18 protein-coding genes, 1 other RNA gene and 2 pseudogenes are annotated in these 20,588 nt (G+C 26.8%); 9 read left to right on the top strand and 12 right to left on the bottom strand.

Features of this window, described 5'->3' with window-relative positions; all coding sequences use genetic code 11:
- The first annotated feature begins 244 nt into the window (after positions 1-244).
- The gene (locus GQV94_RS01420; protein WP_200169198.1) at positions 245-661 is read left to right on the top strand and encodes a PepSY-like domain-containing protein; all 417 of its coding nucleotides are present in this window, start codon (positions 245-247) and stop codon (positions 659-661) included.
- Between the two features lie 38 nt (positions 662-699).
- Here the strand turns inward: GQV94_RS01420 and GQV94_RS01415 are convergent, their stop codons facing one another.
- The 3 genes from GQV94_RS01415 to typA all read right to left on the bottom strand — a co-directional run bounded on the left by GQV94_RS01415 (position 700) and on the right by typA (position 4,374).
- Positions 700-1,734: a c-type cytochrome gene (locus GQV94_RS01415; RefSeq protein ID WP_200169197.1), complete on the bottom strand. Its 1,035-nt coding sequence runs from the start codon at positions 1,732-1,734 to the stop codon at positions 700-702.
- Between the two features lie 66 nt (positions 1,735-1,800).
- Positions 1,801-2,442 (bottom strand): poly(A) polymerase, encoded by a 642-nt coding sequence (locus GQV94_RS01410; RefSeq protein ID WP_200169196.1) that lies wholly within the window; start codon positions 2,440-2,442, stop codon positions 1,801-1,803.
- Between the two features lie 123 nt (positions 2,443-2,565).
- Positions 2,566-4,374, bottom strand: coding sequence for a translational GTPase TypA (gene typA / locus GQV94_RS01405; RefSeq protein ID WP_200169195.1), 1,809 nt, complete (start codon positions 4,372-4,374; stop codon positions 2,566-2,568).
- A 129-nt stretch (positions 4,375-4,503) separates the two neighbouring features.
- On the opposite strand from typA, the gene GQV94_RS01400 reads away from it, so the two are divergent.
- From GQV94_RS01400 to GQV94_RS01385, 4 genes are read left to right on the top strand one after another with little or no spacing between them, the layout of a single operon-like run.
- Positions 4,504-4,827: a hypothetical protein gene (locus tag GQV94_RS01400; RefSeq protein WP_200169194.1), complete on the top strand. Its 324-nt coding sequence runs from the start codon at positions 4,504-4,506 to the stop codon at positions 4,825-4,827.
- Between the two features lie 8 nt (positions 4,828-4,835).
- Complete coding sequence (locus GQV94_RS01395; RefSeq protein WP_200169193.1) at positions 4,836-6,689, top strand: flagellar hook-length control protein FliK; 1,854 nt, start codon at positions 4,836-4,838, stop codon at positions 6,687-6,689.
- A gap of 53 nt (positions 6,690-6,742) precedes the next feature.
- On the top strand, positions 6,743-7,627 hold the full coding sequence (locus GQV94_RS01390; protein ID WP_200169313.1) for a flagellar basal body rod modification protein: 885 nt from the start codon (positions 6,743-6,745) through the stop codon (positions 7,625-7,627).
- Positions 7,628-7,630: 3 nt separating this feature from the next.
- Positions 7,631-9,268: a flagellar hook-basal body complex protein gene (locus GQV94_RS01385; protein ID WP_200169192.1), complete on the top strand. Its 1,638-nt coding sequence runs from the start codon at positions 7,631-7,633 to the stop codon at positions 9,266-9,268.
- Here the strand turns inward: GQV94_RS01385 and GQV94_RS01380 are convergent, their stop codons facing one another.
- The gene (locus GQV94_RS01380; protein WP_200169191.1) at positions 9,269-11,140 is read right to left on the bottom strand and encodes a flagellar assembly protein A; all 1,872 of its coding nucleotides are present in this window, start codon (positions 11,138-11,140) and stop codon (positions 9,269-9,271) included. It abuts the gene before it with no gap.
- Positions 11,141-11,875: a hemerythrin family protein gene (locus tag GQV94_RS01375; RefSeq protein WP_200169190.1), complete on the bottom strand. Its 735-nt coding sequence runs from the start codon at positions 11,873-11,875 to the stop codon at positions 11,141-11,143.
- Between the two features lie 134 nt (positions 11,876-12,009).
- Here GQV94_RS01375 and ffs point away from each other — a divergent pair.
- Positions 12,010-12,107: signal recognition particle sRNA small type (gene ffs / locus GQV94_RS01370), an RNA gene on the top strand.
- Positions 12,108-12,111: 4 nt separating this feature from the next.
- Here ffs and GQV94_RS01365 read toward each other — a convergent pair.
- Positions 12,112-12,636 (bottom strand): YagU family protein, encoded by a 525-nt coding sequence (locus GQV94_RS01365; RefSeq protein WP_200169189.1) that lies wholly within the window; start codon positions 12,634-12,636, stop codon positions 12,112-12,114.
- 85 nt (positions 12,637-12,721) lie between these two features.
- Entirely contained in the window at positions 12,722-13,954 is a 1,233-nt protein-coding gene (locus tag GQV94_RS01360) for an HD domain-containing protein (protein ID WP_200169188.1), read from the bottom strand.
- A gap of 216 nt (positions 13,955-14,170) precedes the next feature.
- Between GQV94_RS01360 and queC the strand changes: the two are divergent.
- Positions 14,171-14,842, top strand: a pseudogene (gene queC / locus GQV94_RS07735) (7-cyano-7-deazaguanine synthase QueC); the annotation flags it as partial.
- Positions 14,828-15,280 carry a GNAT family N-acetyltransferase gene (locus GQV94_RS07895; protein WP_325099451.1) on the top strand — a complete coding sequence of 151 codons (453 nt, stop codon included), beginning with the start codon at positions 14,828-14,830 and terminating at the stop codon, positions 15,278-15,280. The pseudogene queC and the gene GQV94_RS07895, both read left to right, overlap by 15 nt.
- Positions 15,281-15,297: 17 nt before the next feature.
- Here the strand turns inward: GQV94_RS07895 and dsbI are convergent, their stop codons facing one another.
- From dsbI to GQV94_RS01335, 5 genes and pseudogenes are all read right to left on the bottom strand, one after another.
- A complete protein-coding gene (dsbI, locus tag GQV94_RS01350; protein WP_200169186.1) occupies positions 15,298-16,815 on the bottom strand; it encodes a disulfide bond formation protein DsbI in 1,518 nt (505 codons plus the stop codon).
- Between the two features lie 13 nt (positions 16,816-16,828).
- On the bottom strand, positions 16,829-16,996 hold the full coding sequence (gene dba / locus GQV94_RS01345) for a disulfide bond formation protein Dba (protein ID WP_200169185.1): 168 nt from the start codon (positions 16,994-16,996) through the stop codon (positions 16,829-16,831).
- A gap of 41 nt (positions 16,997-17,037) precedes the next feature.
- Positions 17,038-17,580 (bottom strand): methyl-accepting chemotaxis protein, encoded by a 543-nt coding sequence (locus GQV94_RS07925; protein WP_373563780.1) that lies wholly within the window; start codon positions 17,578-17,580, stop codon positions 17,038-17,040.
- A 633-nt stretch (positions 17,581-18,213) separates the two neighbouring features.
- Positions 18,214-18,834, bottom strand: a pseudogene (locus GQV94_RS07920) (DAHL domain-containing protein); the annotation flags it as partial.
- Positions 18,818-19,729, bottom strand: a complete 912-nt coding sequence (locus GQV94_RS01335; protein ID WP_200169184.1) for a cytochrome-c peroxidase — start codon at positions 19,727-19,729, stop codon at positions 18,818-18,820. The gene GQV94_RS01335 and the pseudogene GQV94_RS07920, both read right to left, overlap by 17 nt.
- 207 nt (positions 19,730-19,936) lie before the next feature.
- Between GQV94_RS01335 and GQV94_RS01330 the strand changes: the two genes are divergently transcribed.
- Entirely contained in the window at positions 19,937-20,584 is a 648-nt protein-coding gene (locus GQV94_RS01330) for a ferritin family protein (protein ID WP_200169183.1), read from the top strand.
- Positions 20,585-20,588: the final 4 nt, after the last annotated feature.

The raw sequence follows: 20,588 nt of genomic DNA, 5'->3' as shown, positions 1-20,588 counted from the left end.
AGTTTATGATTATATTAAAATAACTCTAAATTTAAAATTAATATCTATTATCAAAATTTATTATAATTTTTATTTAAAAATTTTTAAAATTAAAAATAATAAAAAACATTTCATTTATATTTTTAATAAGAATAACAAAAATTTATTGATATTTTTTTACTTTAACTGTTGCTCATTCTTTTTATATTCACTTCACAAATTATCATTATAATTCATCCAATCAAAAATTTTTAAGGAGTTTTTTATGAAAAAAATATTTTTTGCAATTTTAGCTACAGCGGCAATACTTTATGCTGATATGGTTGTTTCAGTTGATTCTTTACCACAAAATGCTCAAAAATTTATCCAAACTTATTTTAAAGGAACTCAAATAGCTCTTGTAAAAAAAGATATTGATTCTTTTGATGTTACTTTAAATGATGGCACAGAAATTGATTTTATTATAAATGGAGAATGGAAAGAAATTGATGGAAATTATAAAGCTATTCCAACTGGTTTTTTACCTACTAATTTAATTTCTAAAGTTCAAGCTTCTCAAGCAAATGCACAAATCATAGAAGTAAGCAAAGAAATTAATGGTTATAAATTTAAATTTAATAATAATATGAAAGTTTATACAGATATAAATGGAAATATTTTAGGACAAAAATTTGATGATTAAAATAAAGCTTGTTTAAAAAACAAGCTTTTAAATCTTAATCATTCTCCTGGAAAATAATTTGGATTTTTCCAAGGTCCATATTTAACTTTTATATATTCTTTTGGATCTAAATTTTGCTGTGGGGATGCAAAATATTCTGGTTTTAAAGAAGGAGACTTACTATAGGCAGTGTCAAGTCCTGCACGATTTTCTGTTGTCGTAATTGGCATTCTTACAAAACCTGTATTAACATAAGCTGCAATATCAAGTGCATCTTCATTACTTAAAATAGGATTATCATAACTTGCACCATAAGGCATAGCTGATTTTAAAAATCTTGCTAAAAAAGGTATCATTGACATATGTCCTCCATCAGGATAAATAAGTAACGATGGATAAAGATGACCCCCACCTTGCATATAATTTTCATTTTTAACCCCTAATCCTTTCTCACCATGACAAGCTACACAATTTTCTTCAAAAAGTTTTTTTCCACGCACAGGATCGGCTGGACGATTAGGAAAATCCATTTTAGCAAAAAAATCTCCCTCAAGTCTTACTCCATCTTTTATATCATAAGCTTTTTTAAGCCATTTAAAATAAGCTAAAATTGCTTTCATTTCTTTAGAATTATCAGGAAATTTATGAGAATCTGTTCCTCCCATGCCACGAATTCTATCTTCTAAAGAAATAATTTTCATTGTTTCTATATCAAGTTTTGGATAATTATTTATAACATTTAAAAAAGGGATAACATATTTTTTAGTACCGGGCAAACCATTATTATCATCCATATGGCAAGCTATACAATTAACTTCATTATTAGTCATTTTAAGCTTACCCTTGGGTCCTAATATACTCTCTGTTTTACTTAAAAGTTGTATGCCATAACGAATTAATTTTCCCTCCTCTCCTTTTGGCACATCATCAATACTTAAATTTTTACTTGGCCATTGTTGTATAGGTCTTTTAGAAAATTCTTCAAAATACTCAACACCTTGCTTATCATTAAGCTCTTCACCGATTTTGTAATCTTTAAAATTTTTGGCATTAGCTAAACAAATTAGCATAAAAATTAAAAATAATTTCTTCATTGCTAAAACTCCTTTTTTGTATTAAAATCATTTTAGCAAAATAAAGACTTATTTAAAAATAAAAAATTAATTTAAAAATTTATTTTTAATCATTTGTAGATTTTTTTCTAAATTTTTTAAATTATCTTCTACACTATGATTAAAATCAATAAAAAATGGATGCGTTAAAGTAGAAATTAAATAGTTTTTTTCCTTACCAAAACAAAAATTAATACTAAAAAATTTATCTTTTAATCTATTATAAATTATTTCTTCATTATCAAAACAAATTTCTTCATTTATTTTTGAAAATTTAATTAAAATCCCACAAAAATAACGCTTTCTTTCATCTATAAATTGTAAATCATAAATAGCAAAATCATTAAATTCAAAAGTATTAAAACTCTTGATTTCTTCTAATTTTTCACTTAAAGCTAAAGCTTCAAACTCTTTTTGATTTATTCCGATTTGTTTTAGTTTTGCTCCAAAATGATATAAAAATAGCTTTAAAATATTTAATTCTAAATCTTTTTGGTTCTTTTTTAACTTTTTACTTATAAAACGAAAGAAAAAAATTCCTGTAAAAATAGCTAAAATCAAAGCTATAAGCAGATCCTTAATAAAAATAAAAGCCAAAAAGCCTATAAGAAAAGCTTCTAAAATGCTTAAAAATTTTAAAATACCTAACCGCTTTACAAGAAATACTCTTTGCTTTTCTAAATTTTGCATTATTACCTTGAAATTTAAAATTTATAACTATAAAAATCTATAATAAATTCTTTATTGTGACTTTAAGATTTTAAAATAAAAAATATAAATCTAAGCTAGAATCTTGTTAAAAGCAAAATACAATTAAGATTTTGCTTTTTCCATTCTTTTTCTTTGAGTTGGATCAAGATAACGCTTGCGCACACGAATATTTTGCGGAGTAACCTCAACAAGCTCATCTTCTTCTATCCATTCTAAAGCTCTTTCAAGGCTTAATTTTCTAGGTGGTACAAGTTTAATAGCATCATCACTTCCACTTGCCCTAACATTTGTAAGATTTTTTCCTTTAATTGGATTTACATCTAAATCATTTGGACGTGAATGCTCTCCTATAATCATACCTGTATAAACTTTAGTTTGAGGATCTATAAAAAGCACTCCTCTATCTTGCAAATTAAAAAGAGAATATCCTAAAGCTACACCATTCTCCATAGAAATCAATGCTCCATTATTGCGTTTTTCAACTGCACCACTAAAAGGACGAAATTCTAAAAAACTATGATTCATTATCCCTTCGCCTTTAGTATCTGTTAAAAATTGGCTTCTAAAACCTATAAGACCACGTGCTGGAATTTCAAACTCTAATCTTGTTTGCCCATCTCCTGTTGGAACCATAGTTTTCATTTCAGCTTTTCTTTTGCCAAGCTTTTCTATCACAGCACCACTAAATTCATCTGGTACATCTATAACTAAATGTTCAAAAGGCTCTGTTTTAACTCCATTTTCAACTTTTACTATAACTTCGGGCCTTCCCATGCAAAACTCAAAACCTTCGCGGCGCATATTTTCAGCTAAAATAGTAATTTGAAGCTCTCCTCTACCACTTACTTTAAATTTACCCTCACCACTATTTTCATATTTCATAGCGATATTTGTTTTCATTTCAGCTTCTAGGCGCTCTGCAATTTTATTTGAAGTTACATGTTTTCCCTCAGTTCCAGCTAGCGGTCCATCATTTACCGAAAATACTATACTTAAAGTTGGCTCTTCTATATGCAAAGGATCAAGAGGCATAGGATTGTTTGGATCTACAATGCTATCCCCTACTTCTAAAGTTTCAAAACCAGCAATAGCTACTATATCTCCACTATTCGCTTCGTCAATATCCATTTTTTCTAAGCCCATAAAACCAATGAGCTTTGAAATTCTACCATTTACTTTGCTTCCATCAGCTTTAGCAAGCATTACATTCTGATTTTTCTTTATGCTTCCATTAAAAATTCTTGCAATACCTATTTTACCTACAAAATTATCATATCCCAAAGTAAAAACTTGCAATTGCAAAGGATTTTCATTATTTCCACTTGGAGCAGGTACGCGTTCTAAAATTGTTTTAAAAAGAGGCTCCATGTTATCATTTGTATCATTTAAATCAAGCTTTGCATAACCATTTTTTGCTGCTGCATAAACTATGGCAAAATCAAGCTGCTCATCATTTGCATCTAAAGCTACAAAAAGATCAAAAATTTCATTAATCACGCGTTCAGGATCTGCAGCTGGTTTATCAATTTTATTAATCACTACTATAGGTTTAAGTCCTAAAGATAGGGCTTTTTTAACTACAAATTTGGTTTGAGGCATTACTCCTTCTTGTGCATCAACTAAAAGTAAAACTCCATCAATCATCTTTAAAACACGCTCTACCTCGCCGCCAAAATCAGCGTGACCTGGGGTATCAATAATATTAATCTTAGTGCCTTTATAATTAATAGCAGTATTCTTAGAAAGTATAGTAATACCTCTTTCTTTTTCAATATCATTGCTATCCATTACGCGTTCTGAAATTTGTTCTCTATCACTAAAAGTTCCTGATTGTTTAAGCAATTCATCAACCATTGTAGTTTTGCCATGATCAACGTGAGCAATTACCGCAATATTTCTAATATTTTCCAAAATTTTCTCCAAAGCTTCAAAATTAAAAGATGAAAATTATATATAAAAAATACTTAAAAATTAAAAATTAAAACTTGGAACGCTTATTGCTTTTAATCTTAGTGTAAAATCAAAATTGAAGGAATTAAAATGTCAAAACCACTAGAACAAGAAATTTTAGAAGAATTAAATCTTAAAGTTGTTAATAAAAAAAATAATACTCTTTTAGAAATTTTAAATCTTTTAGAAATTTTAAAATCAAATAAAAATAAAAAAATGGCAAGAATTTCAGGTGAATTAACAGAACTATTATCCAATAATGAAAATTTTATAAAAATTCAAAATGCTAATAATTTAAATGAACTATTACAAATTCTTGCAGAAATAAGCAATAAAATGATTAAAGTTCATAATAATGATTTTTTAGAGGAAAGATTTCCTGTACTTAAAAAAAATAAATTTTTAAATTATTAAGGATTATTATGTCAAGCCTAACCTCACAAAATGATATATTAAATTTAAATCCAACTCCAAGTAATTCCAAAACAAATTTTAATAAAACAGATAAGAGCAAAGAAAGCAAAAATACTGAGGTTAAGGATACAAAAAATCAAAATGAAAACGACAAAGAAGATCAACGAGAAGATTTTTTAAATTCTTTATTACAATCTATCGAAGAGACTAATGAATTTTTACCAGATCATATGAAAATTAGTAAAAAAGAAGTTGTTAATGAAGCTTTAAATAAGCTTCAGCAAGGAACTTTTGATGAAAATGATAAAATAAGTATTTTTGAATCAGCTTCTTTTATGCAAATTCTTTCTATGCTTGATAAACTAAAAGCAAATACAACTGATATTAAACTTGGAAATTTAAGCTCTCAATTAACACAAATTGTTAAAACAGAAGCTAATTTTAATGCCTTAAAACAAGCAAATAATTTAAGCGAACTTTTAAATATAGCAAAAGATCTAGGCTTGAATGTTAAAAATATAAAAGTAGATCGCTTGCTCGATTTAAAAGCTACTTTTCCAAACTTAGATAAAGCAAATTTTTTTAAAAATTCTATTGATAATGTTTTTAAAGAAATTATCAACAATAAAATCACTCATCTTATTAAAAATAAAGAGATCAATACCAACACAAAACTATCTTTAACTCAAAACAAAACCAAAGAAAACAATGCGAATTCTTTACTTTCTGAAACTCTAAAAAATCTCGATCTTTTAACTAAAGATAAAAAAGAAAACACAAAAACCAATAGTCTAGATCTAAATGAAAACACAAATATAAAAATCAAAGATTTTAAAGATAGTCTTTTGCAAAATCAAGAACTAAAAAATATTAAAAATGAAATCAAACAAGAAAAAACTCAACTTACTTCCAAAGATATTAAAAATGAAGTTGAAAATAAATTAAAAGAAAATGATCAAGAACTAAAAAATATTAAAAATGAAATCAAACAAGAAAAAACTCAACTTACTTCCAAAGATATTAAAAATGAAGTTGAAAAAAATATTGATAAAAATTTAGATAGCAAAATCAATGATACGCAAAAAAAAGAACAAATTATTAAACAAGAAGAAACAATAAAAAATAGCAACTTTAACAAAAATGAGACAATAAAAAGCTCTCAAATTGTTAATTTAAATCAGAAAGAATTTAATAGTATTCAAAAAGATTATAAACAAGAAAATCATAAAGACTTGAAACAAACTAATTTTGAACAAAAAATTAATTTAGAAAATATAGATAAAATTTTAAAAGAATCAAACAAAAACAATAACTCTACTTTTGATAATAATCAAAATAAAGATTTCAATCAAAATTCAAACAATCAAAATAAAGAAGAAAAGACTATAGAAAAAAATTCTGAAGATTTAAATTCTTTAATCAAAGAGTTAAGCAGAATAAATCATAATCAAACTAGAAATTCTATAAGCGTAAAAGAAACTTTACAATATTTTTCAAATGATCTAAAAGAAGCCATAGAACAATATAAAGCACCTATTACAAAAATTAACATCACTCTTAATCCATCTAATTTAGGAGAGGTTGAAGTTACATTAGTTCAAAGAGGAAATAATTTACATATTAATTTTAATTCCAATACTAATACTATGAATCTTTTTATACAAAATCAAGCTGAATTTAAAAATTCCCTTGTAAATATGGGATTTACTGGACTTGAAATGAATTTTAGTGATCAAGGAAAAAGAGAGCAAAATCAAGATCAAGGAAAAAATCGTAGCGGATATGGCTTTAAAGATACTTTAGATGGGCAAAATGAAAGTGAAAAAGTTAATTTAGAGCTTGTTTTAGCAAAATATTTCTAAGTTGGAATACTTTTTGCTTTTAATTAAAAAAAACTTAACAAAAAAAGGATTTGATAATGGCCACAACAACTTGGAATAGCAACCTTAACTGGACAAATACTGCCAGCACCAGCGAAATTAATAAAACAACTAGAGCAGATAGTTCATCTAGCACGAGCAGTAGTAGTTCTGGTGTGGTAAGTAATCCAAATGCTACTTTAGATAAAGATGCATTTTTAAAACTTCTTTTAATAGAACTTCAACATCAAGATCCAACAGATCCTATGGATAGTGACAAAATGCTTACGCAAACTTCACAGCTTAGTGCACTTGAAATGCAACAAAATACTAATACCACTATGCAAAAAATGGTTGAAACTATGGAAAAACTTTCTAATTCTTTTAGCACAAGTATGAGCACTGCAGCAGTTGGGGCTATAGGAAAAATGGCTACAGTTAATGAAAATACAATTAAATTAACTGGTGCTGATGAAGTTATTGCACTTAAAATGTATTTGCCTGAAGATTCTGATGATAAAGGAATTACTTTAGAAGTTTATGATAAAAATAATAAATTAATATTCTCAGAAAAAAGTAACGAAGGAAAAGAAGTTTCAAAAGGTTTATTTACTTTAGAATGGCCTGGTAGAGACAATGATGGCGTTTATGCTGGAGATGGAGAGTATAGTGTAAAAGTAGTTTATAATAATAAAAATGGTGAAAAAATTACTGCAAACTATGGAACCTATCCTATAGAGGGTATTAAATTTGTCGACGGGGTTGCTTATGCAAAAATGGGTGGTCAATATGTAAGCTTTGATGATATTGGTGAAATTAGCGACTATAAACTTGGCTCATCCTCATCTACAGTGGGAGATAGCTCGAGCTCAAATGGAGATTCTTCTGATACAGGAGATACTGGGAATACAGGAGATAGTGATAAAGAAGAAAAGGCATAAACTATGATGAATGCATTTTACAATGGAATTTCTGGAGTAAAGTCAAATAGCTTTGGTATAGACATTTCAGCTAATAATATAGCTAATGTTAATACCATAGGTTTTAAAAATTCAAATGCAGAATTTAAAGATGTCTTTTATCAAACCGTTGTATCTCAATCTACAAATCCTGGTCAAAGTGGATATGGATCAACTTCAGCTTCATCAAAATTAGATTTTTCTCAAGGATCGCCTGTTGCAAGTGATGGAGAATTTGATGTAGCTTTACAGGGAAAAGGTTTTTTTGGCGTTTTAGGATCAGATGGAGGAGCTTATTATACAAGAAATGGATCTTTTAAAAGAGATGCAAATGGTTATCTTGTAGATTCTTATGGAAATTATGTTTTAGGCACAATGAATCCAGCTTTTACAAGTATTAATTATAGTGATAGAGTTGCTGGACTTATGGGAGATTATCTTGATACAGGCTCTCCTGTAAATAGTGGTTTTACAATTAACTCAAACAATTCTTTTGGTATAGGAACAACTGCATCGCAAGGAGCTATTAAAGTTCCTGTAAATATGTATTTACCTCCTCAAGTAACTCAAAACGTAAAATGGAGCGGAAGCTTAAATACCAACACAACGACAGAAATAGTTAAAGTAGATCTTGATCCTAGTAAATTTAATATTACAAAAACTGAAGATGGAAAGTATATAGTTAGTGGCAGTGTTAGCAAAGAAGATGTATTTAGTGCAAAAGCGGGCGATAGAATTATTTTAAATTTTACCGATAATAATGGAGTAAAAACAAGTTTTGAAGCAACTTTAGATGAAAATTTAAATTTTACAAGCAATGAGCTTGATCTAAAAGGTCTAGATGAAAATAGCATAAAACTTGATACAGCTCAAATTTCTACAGAACAACAAAAAGCTAATAAAGATATTTTGGAGTCTCCTATTTACAACGCAGATGGGAGCAAAAGTACTTTAAGAGTTACACTTGAAAGAATTTTACCACAAGAAGGTGATAATATACAATATAAAGCTATTGCACAAATTTATGACTCTAATGGCAAAGCCATAGGTAATCCAACTGAAGGAAACATGATTTTTGATAAAAATGGGGCTTTACTTCAAAATAATATCACAAGCATTACAAATCCAAATGGTGGAATAATCAATATAGATTTAGGAACTCCTTACGATGCCAATAAACCTGGCTCTGGTTATAGTGGAATTTATATAAAAGAAGGGGTTGAAAAAAATATAGTTACACAACAAGATGGTGTAGCAGAAGGATTCTTTGAACAATACAGTATATCTGATGATGGAAGCATAATTGCACAATTTAGCAATGGCAAAAATGGTATAGTTGGAAAACTTGCTCTTTATAATTTCATAAATGAACAAGGTTTAGCAGCAATAGGAGACAATATTTTTGCAGCTACTGCAAATAGCGGAGATCCTACTTTTATAATGAAAAATGGAGAAATAGTTAATACGGCTAAATTCAAAGGAGGATATCTAGAGCAATCTAACGTAGATTTAAGTGTAGAACTTTCAAATCTTATTGTAATGCAAAAAGCTTTTGATGCAAGTTCAAAAAGTATTACAACAAGTGATCAAATGATTCAAAAGGCTATTAATATGAAAAGATAATTAAAGATTATCTTTTTCTATTTGTTCGAAAAGCTCTTTAATCTCTTCAATTTCACTTTCATTATAAGAATAACTTGATTTAATATAATCTATTTGTTTCCCCTTTTCAAGGTAAAAAACTTTTCCACAATCTTTTATATTGATACTATGTTTTAATTCAAAATTAGTATTAATCTTTGGATAAAATTTTAAAAAATTATCTTCACCTATATTTTCAGTTCTTATATAAATTTTTACATTATAAACCATTTCATCAAAAAAATTTAACTTAACATCAATCTGATGCTTTAATTTTATTAATTTTTTATATATAACACTAAATTGATTATATTTTTCTATAATATCATGATAAAGATCTAAAAATTTCGCTTCTATAGTATTGGAATTTTCTTTTTTTTGAAGTTTGATAATTTTAGCTTGATTTTTGATTAAATAATCATAATAATTTTGCATTTTACCTATCGTTTCATTAAGTTTATTTTTAATTTTAAGACTTAATTTTTTAATATTTTCATATTCTATGGCCATATTATTCTCTATAGATAATATAGGCGAAATATGGATATTATTTTTAAATTTTAAAACATTTGTAACAATTAGATTTTTCTTAGGATATAAAACATTATCTGTTAATAAATTACAAATATAGATATTTTCAGCCTCTATTTTCGCGCCTATGCAATTTTCAACAAAAACATTCTTAGCTATAACAGTTCCATTTTCTAAATTTTTTATATATACAGTATTTGCTTCTAATCTTCCCTTATGCGTTAGAATAAAAGCATCTTGTGCAAAAATTTCACTTTTTGCATGAGTTAAGCCTTTTATGTAGATATTTCTTCCTTGAAGTTTTGTTGCCCCAATACTACCATTTACTTTTATATCAGAAGCTTGTACATTTACAATGCCTGACTTAATTGCATCATCACTTATATCAAAATTAGTAATTTCTAAATTTATATTTTCATCAACATTTGTTTTAATAGATCCTGTTGTTTTTAATCCTATTTGTGATACTTTTAAATTATTTGTAACACTATATCCTATACGATCTTTATTTAAAAATCCATAATTTGCGCTAAAATATTTAATCCTATCTTCTAGCTCCTCTACATAAATACTTTCATCTTTTATAACAAAGGGATTATCTAAAAAGACAACAGGATTTATATTTAAAATTTCTCCTTTTAAATTGCGCCCTTCTTTTCCTTGAATTCTATAAACATACTCAAAAAGTAATTCATTTTCTTTAATAGGTTTGCAATATCTTCCTTCATCATAACTAACATTTTCGCTAAAACACGCCTCATTGACATCTCTATGATAAATAACCTCATCACTTTTATGCTCAATTTTATCAACTCCTTTAGCAATCTCAAATTCCATTTCTTTAATGGATGGATTTTCTTGCATTAATAAATTAAAATTATCAATCTTTTCAAACAAATTTTTATCAAGCCTTAAGATTAAAAATTTCTGTTTAATCATTGCCTTGTAAATACTTTGCAAAATATCAAATTTTAAATGTGAATAATATTTAAAATTATCTGCAAAACTAACACAAGCTTTTAAATAGGTAAAATCAGTATTAGTTTTAAGCTTAATTGTAAAAGTATCTTTTCGTTTTTTGGGATAAATTTCTATTAGAAATTTTTGCACCATAGTGTTATAATTTTTTACAAAAAAATCATCGGCATAAAATAAATCAAAATCTTTTTTTTCATAAATTTTTGTTCTTGCTGGTTTTATACTTGAACATAAAAGTTTCAAATCAAGAATTTTAAAATCAAGAATTTCCTTTGTCGATTCTTGTTCATATTTTAAGCTTTCAAAAGGATTGAATGTTTCCAAAGTTTTTGTTTGAAAATTCATCTATCCCCCCCCCATGATGTTACCAATATCATCATTTTTAACATTTATAAAATCTTGTTCTTTTAATATGTTTTCAAAAATATAATTTAATTCTTCAGAATTTTGATTTAAGTCAAAATTATCTAAATGTACCAAGATTTGACCACATTTGCTACACTTTAAATCATTCTCTCTACTAACAAGCTCTTCGTGTATTGTTTGTGGAACTGTATGGACATATAAAGGACAATTGCAAATATAATCATGAGTTTTTTCAGTTGTTAAATCTTGTCTAATTGATTTTAATTTTATATACTGATCTAATGTATAATGAATTTCTTTAAGATGCAAAGCTTTACTTGTAAAATTAGCAATCCATAAATCTTCATTAGCAATATGATCTAAAATCCATTCTTCAGTCAATGTAGAAAGCTCACGAGACATTTTTATAATATCATCTGAATGCTCTAAAAGATCTTTGGTTTTTTCTATTAAAATTTTATGAGATTTTTTATGCTCTTCAATTAATGGAAAATTAATACTTTCCATAAATTTTTCTTCATCTTTAAAATGAGTTTTTATATATTGAAATAATTTTACAAGAACTTGTTTTAAATCATCTTTATATTGCATTTTATTATCTTTAATTTTTTGGACCAAATCATTTGAAACTCTAGCAATTTCAAAAATAAGCTCATGTTGTTTATCTAATTGCATATTTTTAATGCTAAAATCTTTACTCCATCTAACTTCCATTATTTTCCTTATATAATAATTATTCTTTATAATCATATTTTTAAAAAATTAGGATATATTATACAAAAAATATTATAATTTATTTATTAAGCTCAAGACTTTTTAAGCATATTATGATATAATGTACGAGCCTTTTTTCAGACCTGTGCAATATTTTTTTTAAACATCGCTTCAGGGTAGGAATACAGCAGAGCACTTAAATTTAATATGTGCCGCAGTCACCTGGGAAAAGGTTTTTATTCTATTTCCTTGGTAATACGATTTCTAATATCCCTACGAACTATTTCTATACCCCAAAGCCAAACTATATGACCAAATAATTCAGAAATATGCTCATCTAAAGGAATTTGCGAAAGTGGCGGAACTTCTGCTATTAAAGGCATAACCATAACATGAGCAAAAAGATAAACAAAAAATCCAAAAACAGCACCTTGCCACATTTTAATGCGAGGATAATACTCTGCTATCATACAATAAGCTACAGCAAATACAATAGAAAATCCCACATGAACAATAAAAATTGAAAGAGGCAATTCTATTCCAGAAAAAATATAAGTTAAATCTGTTGGCAAACCAAGCTGTTCTAAAAAAATTTTAGGAGGAGTAGTTCTCTCTAAAGAATCCAATGGCCAAGGAAAATTTGGATTTCTAGGAGGAAAAGGAACTTCCCAACCCCACTTAACAATAGCACCAAATACTCCAGCTAAAATTCCTATAAAAAAAGACAAAACAATATGTTTTTGACAATCATTGGTTTTCATTTTTTACCTCCTCAATAAATTTCTAATAATTTAATATATTTTTATTTAAAATATATTAAATTTTAATTTAAAAAATTTTAATGGTTTAAATATTTAAGCTGAAATATTTTTTAAATTCTTCACAAATTGTTAAAAAATTTACCCCATCTATAGTTTTATTTTGTTCAAAAAAATTAAACATATCTTTAAATCCATCTTCTAATTCTTTTGATCGCACTCCATAACTAATAGAAAGCCCAGCTTCAATGAAAGCTGCTAATTTGTCACAATGTTTTAAAGCTTTACCATCAATAGCCCCAAATTCATTTTGATTAAAAGAAGCTAAACTTCCACTACAAAGCTCTACTACTTTATTTTTATAGGTGCGGTTTTCAAATTCATTTTTTACAAAAACTCCCTCATTTTCTCTTCCTTCTCTTATGCCTAAAATATACGCAAATTCAGCTCTTAAATTTTCAGGAATTAAAGGTAAAATTCTTTCATTTATAAGTTTCATTTCATAATCATTAATAATAGTATGAAGCCCATCTACGCCGTATTTAACAGGACTTATAATATCTCTAGTTAAACTTTCGGGCAAATCGTGAAATAAAGCACAATAAAAATTATTTTCAAGTCTTTTATCACAAGCTTTTATTTCTAAAGAATAAAAATATCCCAAAATAGCTACTACTAGCATATGTCCTAAAACAGCAGTTTCTGGAATTCTAGGTGTTTGAGCCCAGCGTTTTTGGAAACGAAGTCTTCCACTTAACTCAATGATTTTGGCAATTTTTTGATTTAAGGCAATTTTTCTAACACCTATAAGCTCATAATAATCTTCTAATTCTTCTTCAACTTTACTTTTAATTTCTTCTATATCATTTAAAAAAGATGATGTTTGATAAACTATATTAAATTCCCACTTTGTTGCAAAATAAGATGCTGCTTTTAAAATCAATTTTTCTTTAGCATAAGTATTAGCTTTTAAATATTCTTCAAAACGTTTTAAAAATTCTCCATTTTCAATATGACCTATCATAGGTTCTACTTTGCTCAATACCCATTTATTAATCTCATCTTTTTTTTGTCTTAATATCTCGTGATAAACATCTGGACGTATATCAGTTACAACAACACGGCTTAAAAATTCAAATATTCCACCCTCGATAATAACTCTCATATTAATATTTTGCTCCATTTTAGCAATAAAATAAGCAATAATAAATTTATGCGCTTGTTTATCAAGCTCAACCAAATTTGTCATTCTTGGATAATCATTCCATCTACTAATTGATGCAGCTTTAAAAATATGTTCTATTAAATTTATGCTAATCATTTATATCCTTTATAATTTTTAAGATGATTTTATCATTTTCTTCTTTGAAAATCATCGTTAAATAAATAATTTACTTCTTTTATTTTAATAGCAATAAAATTCAATAACAAATGCTTAAACAAAAATTTATAATATTATAATCATCTATAAATACAAAATACTTTTTTTATTAATAATTAAAAAAATGATAAAATCATAAAAAGCAAAAGGATATAAATGGATAAAAGAGCACTTTGCATTATAAGCGGGGGAATGGATAGCACTACGTGTGCTTATTTGGCAAAAGAACAAGGTTTTAAAATAATAGCTTTGCATTTTGATTATAATCAACGCACACAAAATAAAGAAAGAGAATGTTTTAAACAAATTTGTAAAAACCTAGGAGTAGAAAAATCTTATATTTTAGATACTTCTTTTATAAAAGAAATAGGAGGAAATGCTTTAACAAATACAAATTTATCTATACCAAAAAATGAACTTCACTCAAACGATACACCACCTATTACCTATGTGCCATTTAGAAATGGAATTTTTTTAAGCATAGCAGGCTCTTTAGCAGAAAAAGAAAAATGCGAAGCTATTTTTATAGGAGTAGTCGAAGAAGATGGTAGCGGATATCCAGACTGCACAGCTCAATTTATAAAAAAAACAAAAGAATTTATTAATGAAGGAACAAGCAAAAATTATAAAGTTGAAATCATAACCCCATTAATCAATCTAAAAAAAGAGCAAATTGTTTCTTTGGCTTTGAAAAAAAATATCCCTTTAGAACTTACTTGGTCTTGTTATGAAAATGAAAATGAAGCTTGTGGTGAATGTGATAGTTGTTTGCTTCGCTTAAAAGGATTTAATCAAGCCAATCTAGAAGATAAAATTCCTTATTCAAACAAAATAAAATATTTAAAAAAGCTAAATGAAAATGAAAAAAAATCTTTACTTGATATTTGGGAAAAAAGCGTTTTAGCTACTCATCACTTTTTAGATAAAAAAAATTTCAATATCATAAAAGACTATCTAAAAAATAATGGACTAGAAAAACTTCAATTTTTATTTTATTATAAAAACAACAACTTAGTAGGCTTTTTAGGATTTTATAAGGATATTATAAAAATGCTTTTTATTGATCCTCAATATTTTCGTCAAAAATACGGAGAAAAACTTATAAAAAAAGTTCTAAATGATTTTAATATACAAAAAGTTGAAGTTAATAAAGAAAATTTAAATGCTATAAAATTTTATAAAAAAATGGGCTTTGAAGGCTTTAATGAATATATTGATGATTTTGGCTATAAATTAATAAAATTAAAACTAAAAAATAAACCCTAGAAAACTAGGGTTTATCATTAATTTAAAACATAAAGTTTATTTTCGTTATTCTGATAAGATAGAATATTTATTGATCCATCTTTAAAGAAAATACTTCTTGCATTTGTAATAACTTGTGGATAAGAAATAACTTTTATCACTTCTTCTTTTTCCGGATCAATCACTGCAATAACATTATGATTTTTACTTAATGCATAAATCAAACCATCTTTATAAGTCATTGAAGTTATATAAAGATCTCCTAAAGTTTTTCCTTCCTTGAGCTCAGATTTAGGTGTAAATTCTCCAGACAATACACAATCTTTTAAAGAAAATTTAGAAATAACAAAAGTTTTTGCATCTTTATTGTTTGGAGTTGTTGCAAGATAAAAATAATTATTATCAGCGGTCATACTTAATACATGATTAAATTTAGATCTTACAGTATCCAATCTTCCACGACCTAAACCTTTTCCTTGACCTTCAAAATTGTTTGAACCTTTTATAAAATCAGCATATTGCAAAGCATCATTAGCATTAGGATTTTTCTTAAATCTTAAAAATGATTTATTTGAACCCATAAGAATAAATTTATCATTCATATAAGGAATAATTCCTATGATAGGATCAATAGTAGCTGAAAAATAAGGATCTAGTTCGAAACTTTCTTTGATTTTAAAATTATCATCAAGAAAAGCAACATCCCATTTAGAACTTGCTATAAATTCATTATTAATATAATCAAGCGTATTTATAGGCTTATAAAATGATATAGTTTCTTCTTTTACAATACTTAATTCATTATCAATCTTAGCAAATGGAGAATTATTAATGTTATTATCAAATTTAATCCCTAATTTTTCACTTGCAGGAGCAAAAGCATAATCAGGTGCCTTAACATCACGTTTTCCTAAAAAAGATATATTTTGCCATAAGCCATTCCAGCCTTCTGTGCTCCAAATAACATATTTTGGATTTAAGGTAAATCTTACTGGATCTCCTTGTCCCACATATGGAGGAATTCCGGTACTTACAAAAGCTTGAAAAACATTTGAAGCTATAATTAAAGCACTAATTAATACAGCAGTAAAACTAAATTTAGTAAATCTTCTAAATTGTTCCCCATTTAATTCTTTTTCAAAAGCACTAAATTTAGGAGCAAAAGCAAAAATTACACCTAACAATAATACAACAGCCCAAAATACAACTTCAGCCCAAAAATATGTATGAATTCCAAAAACAGCTAATCCAAAACCTTGATCTAAATCGCGATGAGCGTGATTTCCATAGTGAGCAAAGGACTGATAAAGACCAATAGCAGTCATAATTAAAAGAGCAGCTAAATATTTTCCTTTTATACCATAACGGACTATAAAAAGGGCTATTACTCCTATAAAAATCATAGCTTCTCTTTGACCCCAGCAAAGAGTACAAGGACTATCACCCAATATATAGCCAAAAACCATATTCGCAATTCCAACGGGTAAAAGTATGATTAAAAAACCCGCTAAACACATTAAAGTATAAAAATTTTTTGTTTTATTAATCTCGTTCATTTTAGCCCTTTCTTTATAAATTCATTATAGTTAAAAGTGCACCAGTTTTGTGACCAACATAGAAAAAAACCATCATTAACCAAGCTATTATTACCAAAGTAAAAGCAAGTTTTTCTTTTTCTGGTTTTTTAATCATTAAGATTAAAGCAATCAATACCAATAAAAGCTCTAAAAACTCCATAACGCCTCCTTATTAAAAAAATTAAAATATTTTATTATCAATTACTTAAAACTTCCTAATTTTTCAGAAAGCTTTGAAGCGCCTTCTAATACATCCTCTGAAATAGTATTTATTTCCATTGAAAGTTCTTTAACCGAGTTAGCAAGTTCGCTTACCTTATCAATATTACCCCCTAAATTTAACATTTTATCTTTTATTTCAACGCTTTTATCCTTCATTGTTTGAGCTGATTGCTTACTTGATTCTAATTTATACATGGAATTTACAAGTTCTTTTTGCAAATCATTTGTTTTAAGAGAAGTTTCTTTCATAGAATCATGAATAGTATCCATTAAAGATTTATTATCATTAATTTGTTGCACTATCATTTGAACAGTTGTGTTAATATCAACCAAAGATTTACTTGTTTTATCAGCCAACTGCCTTACCTCATCAGCCACAACAGCAAAACCTTTTCCGTGCTCTCCTGCACGAGCAGCTTCAATGGCAGCATTTAAAGCCAAAAGATTGGTTTGATCTGCAATATCCCTTATGGAGCTTGTAATAGAAATAATATTATCAGCAGTTTGAGTTAAATAATCCATATTTTTAACAATATTTTGTTCTTTCTCATTGCTTTCATTTATCAAACCTACAAGATCTGATAAAGTTGATTCTACTTTATTCATTAATATACTCATATCTTGCATATTATTAATACTTTCTTGGGCAAGATTATGGGCTAAATCTATATGACTATCTAGAGCTTTTGTGATACCTCTTACACTTTTAATTTGTTCATTTTGAGAATTTGAACTCTCTTCTAATAAACTTACATTATTTTTAAGTAATTTTGAATTCTTATAAGACATTTCTGCACTATGAATTGCCTCAAGAACGGAATTTTCAACAGTAGAAATAAAAGTATTAATATAACCTGCACTTTTTCCCAATTCACTTTTTGGGTTAATATTTAATCTTGCTTTTAAATTTGCCTCATTTCCAGCAAGATTAGCACTTAACTTTTCTAAAATAGAAATAGGAATAACAACTTTTTTAAGTGTTATTAATATAAATAATCCCAATAAAACAATAGTGATACAAACTATAGCTAAAGCAAAATAAAGATTATTAAGCATTTTTGTTGCTAATTTTTCATTGGTCATATTTTTAAAATCAATAATTTTTGTCTCCAAGGTATTATCTAAATACATTGAAGAATTTACTTGCATAATATAAATTTGATCGACAATCATTTGAAAATGTTTTAAAAATAAACTAAGCTCTTCATTTTTTATATTTATATTTTTTAAATTATTGATATATTTTCTAAGAATATCTAAAGTGGTTTTTTCTAAAATGCTTTGCGTTGCTAAAACTGTTAAAATTTCATTTGTATTTTTAAGAACTTCAGGTATTTTAGGATACTCTGTTAATTGATTGTTTAAATATTCTGTTAATATATTTTTATTTAATTCATAAAGATAAATTTTTGAATTAATTGCGATAGAATTTGCTGATTTAAATTTTTCTAATTGCTCTACTTTAGTTTTAAAAATATTATCAATTTCTGAAACATCTATTGAGAAATTACGAAGTTTGGTTAAAGAATCTTCAAATTCTTTAACCAAACTTACACTTGAATCATAATTAACAAAATTAAATCTCTTTTCAAAAATTTGATCAATCCTAGAATCTAAAATTTCTAATCTATTTAATAAATTTGCAACTTGCTCATTTCTCTTAGAATTCAAATGATTGCTAAAAATAAAAAACAATAATGCCAAAACAAAAACAAAAACAATTACAGCTAAGCAAACAAATTGATACAAGAAAAAACTTTTATTTGATTTGATCATTATATTCTCCTGTTAAACTTTCTAAAAAAGCTACAATCTCATCAACAGTTTCTTGATCTAAAAATTTACCAAGTTGATAATAAGCCATAAATTGAACACAAGCATCTAAAGTTGGAATAGACCCATCATGATAATAAGGAGCTGTTTTTGCAACATTTCTTAAACTTGGAACTTTAAAAACCATTTTATCTTCAGGATTTTTAGTTATTTCATACCTTCCTAAAACTTCTTGATTAGGATATTCTTCAAAAATTCCAATTTTTTGATACATATTACCTCCAATATTTATTCCTTGATGACAAGCTATACAACCATTATTTTTAAAGGCTTCATATCCTCTTTTTGCTTTTTGTGATATAGCAGTACTATCACCTTGCAAATATCTATCAAAAGGTGAATTTAAAGTAATTAATGTTTTTTCAAATTCTGCTATAGCATCCATTATATTATCTATATTAACCTTGCCATAAATTTTTTTAAAATCATCAACATATAAAGTATTGGTATTAATTTTCTGAATTAGTTCTTCTTCTGATTCTAAACCCATTTCTATAGGATTAAAAAATGGTACTTTAGCTTGTTCTTTTAAATCTTTGGCTCTACCATTCCAAAACTGAACAAAATTAAATACCGAGTTAAAAGTAGTAGGAGTATTAAAAGGTTTATCAAGTTGCCCTTTCACTCCAGTTGAAAATTCTTTATTATCAACTCCGAAATTATCAATTCTATGGCAAGTATTACAAGATACTGTTCCATCTTTTGATAAACTTGTATCATTATAAAGCTTCTTTCCCAAAATAGCCTTTTCTTTATTGTAAGAGACCTTAGATATAGGAGTTATCATATCATCTGCATAAAGAATTGAAATAAAAACTAAAAATATCAGCTTTTTCATTATAAAAATAACCTCTTTCTTAAATAATAAAATTAAATTTTTTATAATATTAATTTTAAAATTAAATATTTTTAAAATTAAAAATTAATATTTTATAATAAAAATATTATAAATATATTAATTAAGTAATAAAAATTATTAATTGACAAAAGAATTTTTTTGTTATAAAATCATAAAGTTTAACACTATATAAACGAAGGACAAACAATGAGACAATATGAAACTTACAAATGCAATAAATGTGGCAATGAAGTTGAAGTTCAAAATGTTGGTGGTGGTAAATTAGTTTGTTGTAATGAAGAAATGCAATGCATAACAAAAGATTTAACTGCGGTTAATTTAATGAAAGCATTTGCAGGCGAATCAATGGCTAGAAATAAATATGATTTATTTGCAGATATAGCACAAGAAGAAGGTTGGCACGCAATAGCAAAACATTTTAGAGAAGCGGCTGAAAATGAAAAATGGCATGCAAGAGCTGAATTTAAAGCTTATCACGAAATCGTTGATGGAAAGCCTTTAGAAGTTACAACAAAAAATTTAATTAGCGCTGCAGAAGGCGAAAATTATGAACATAGTATTATGTATCCAAATTTTGCAAAAATTGCAGAAGATGAAGGCAAAAAAGCAATAGCAAGATTGTTTACAGCTATTGGAAAAGTAGAAATCGAACATGAAAGAGAGTATTTAGCTCTTAAAAAAATGCTAGAAGAAGAAGAATTTTTTAATAGCGAAGTAGAAGAACTTTGGGTTTGTGAGGTTTGTGGTCATATTCATCGTGGTAAAAAAGCTCCTGCTGCTTGTCCTTTATGCAGAGCTCCAAAAGAATATTTTAAAAGAGAATTTTTAGGATAAAAAA

The organism is Campylobacter sp. TTU_617 (assembly GCF_016599045.1).
In the GTDB taxonomy this organism is placed as follows: Bacteria; Campylobacterota; Campylobacteria; order Campylobacterales; family Campylobacteraceae; genus Campylobacter_D.
The sequence above is the reverse complement of the archived record's forward strand: the minus strand, read 5'-3'. Positions and strand labels throughout refer to the sequence as shown.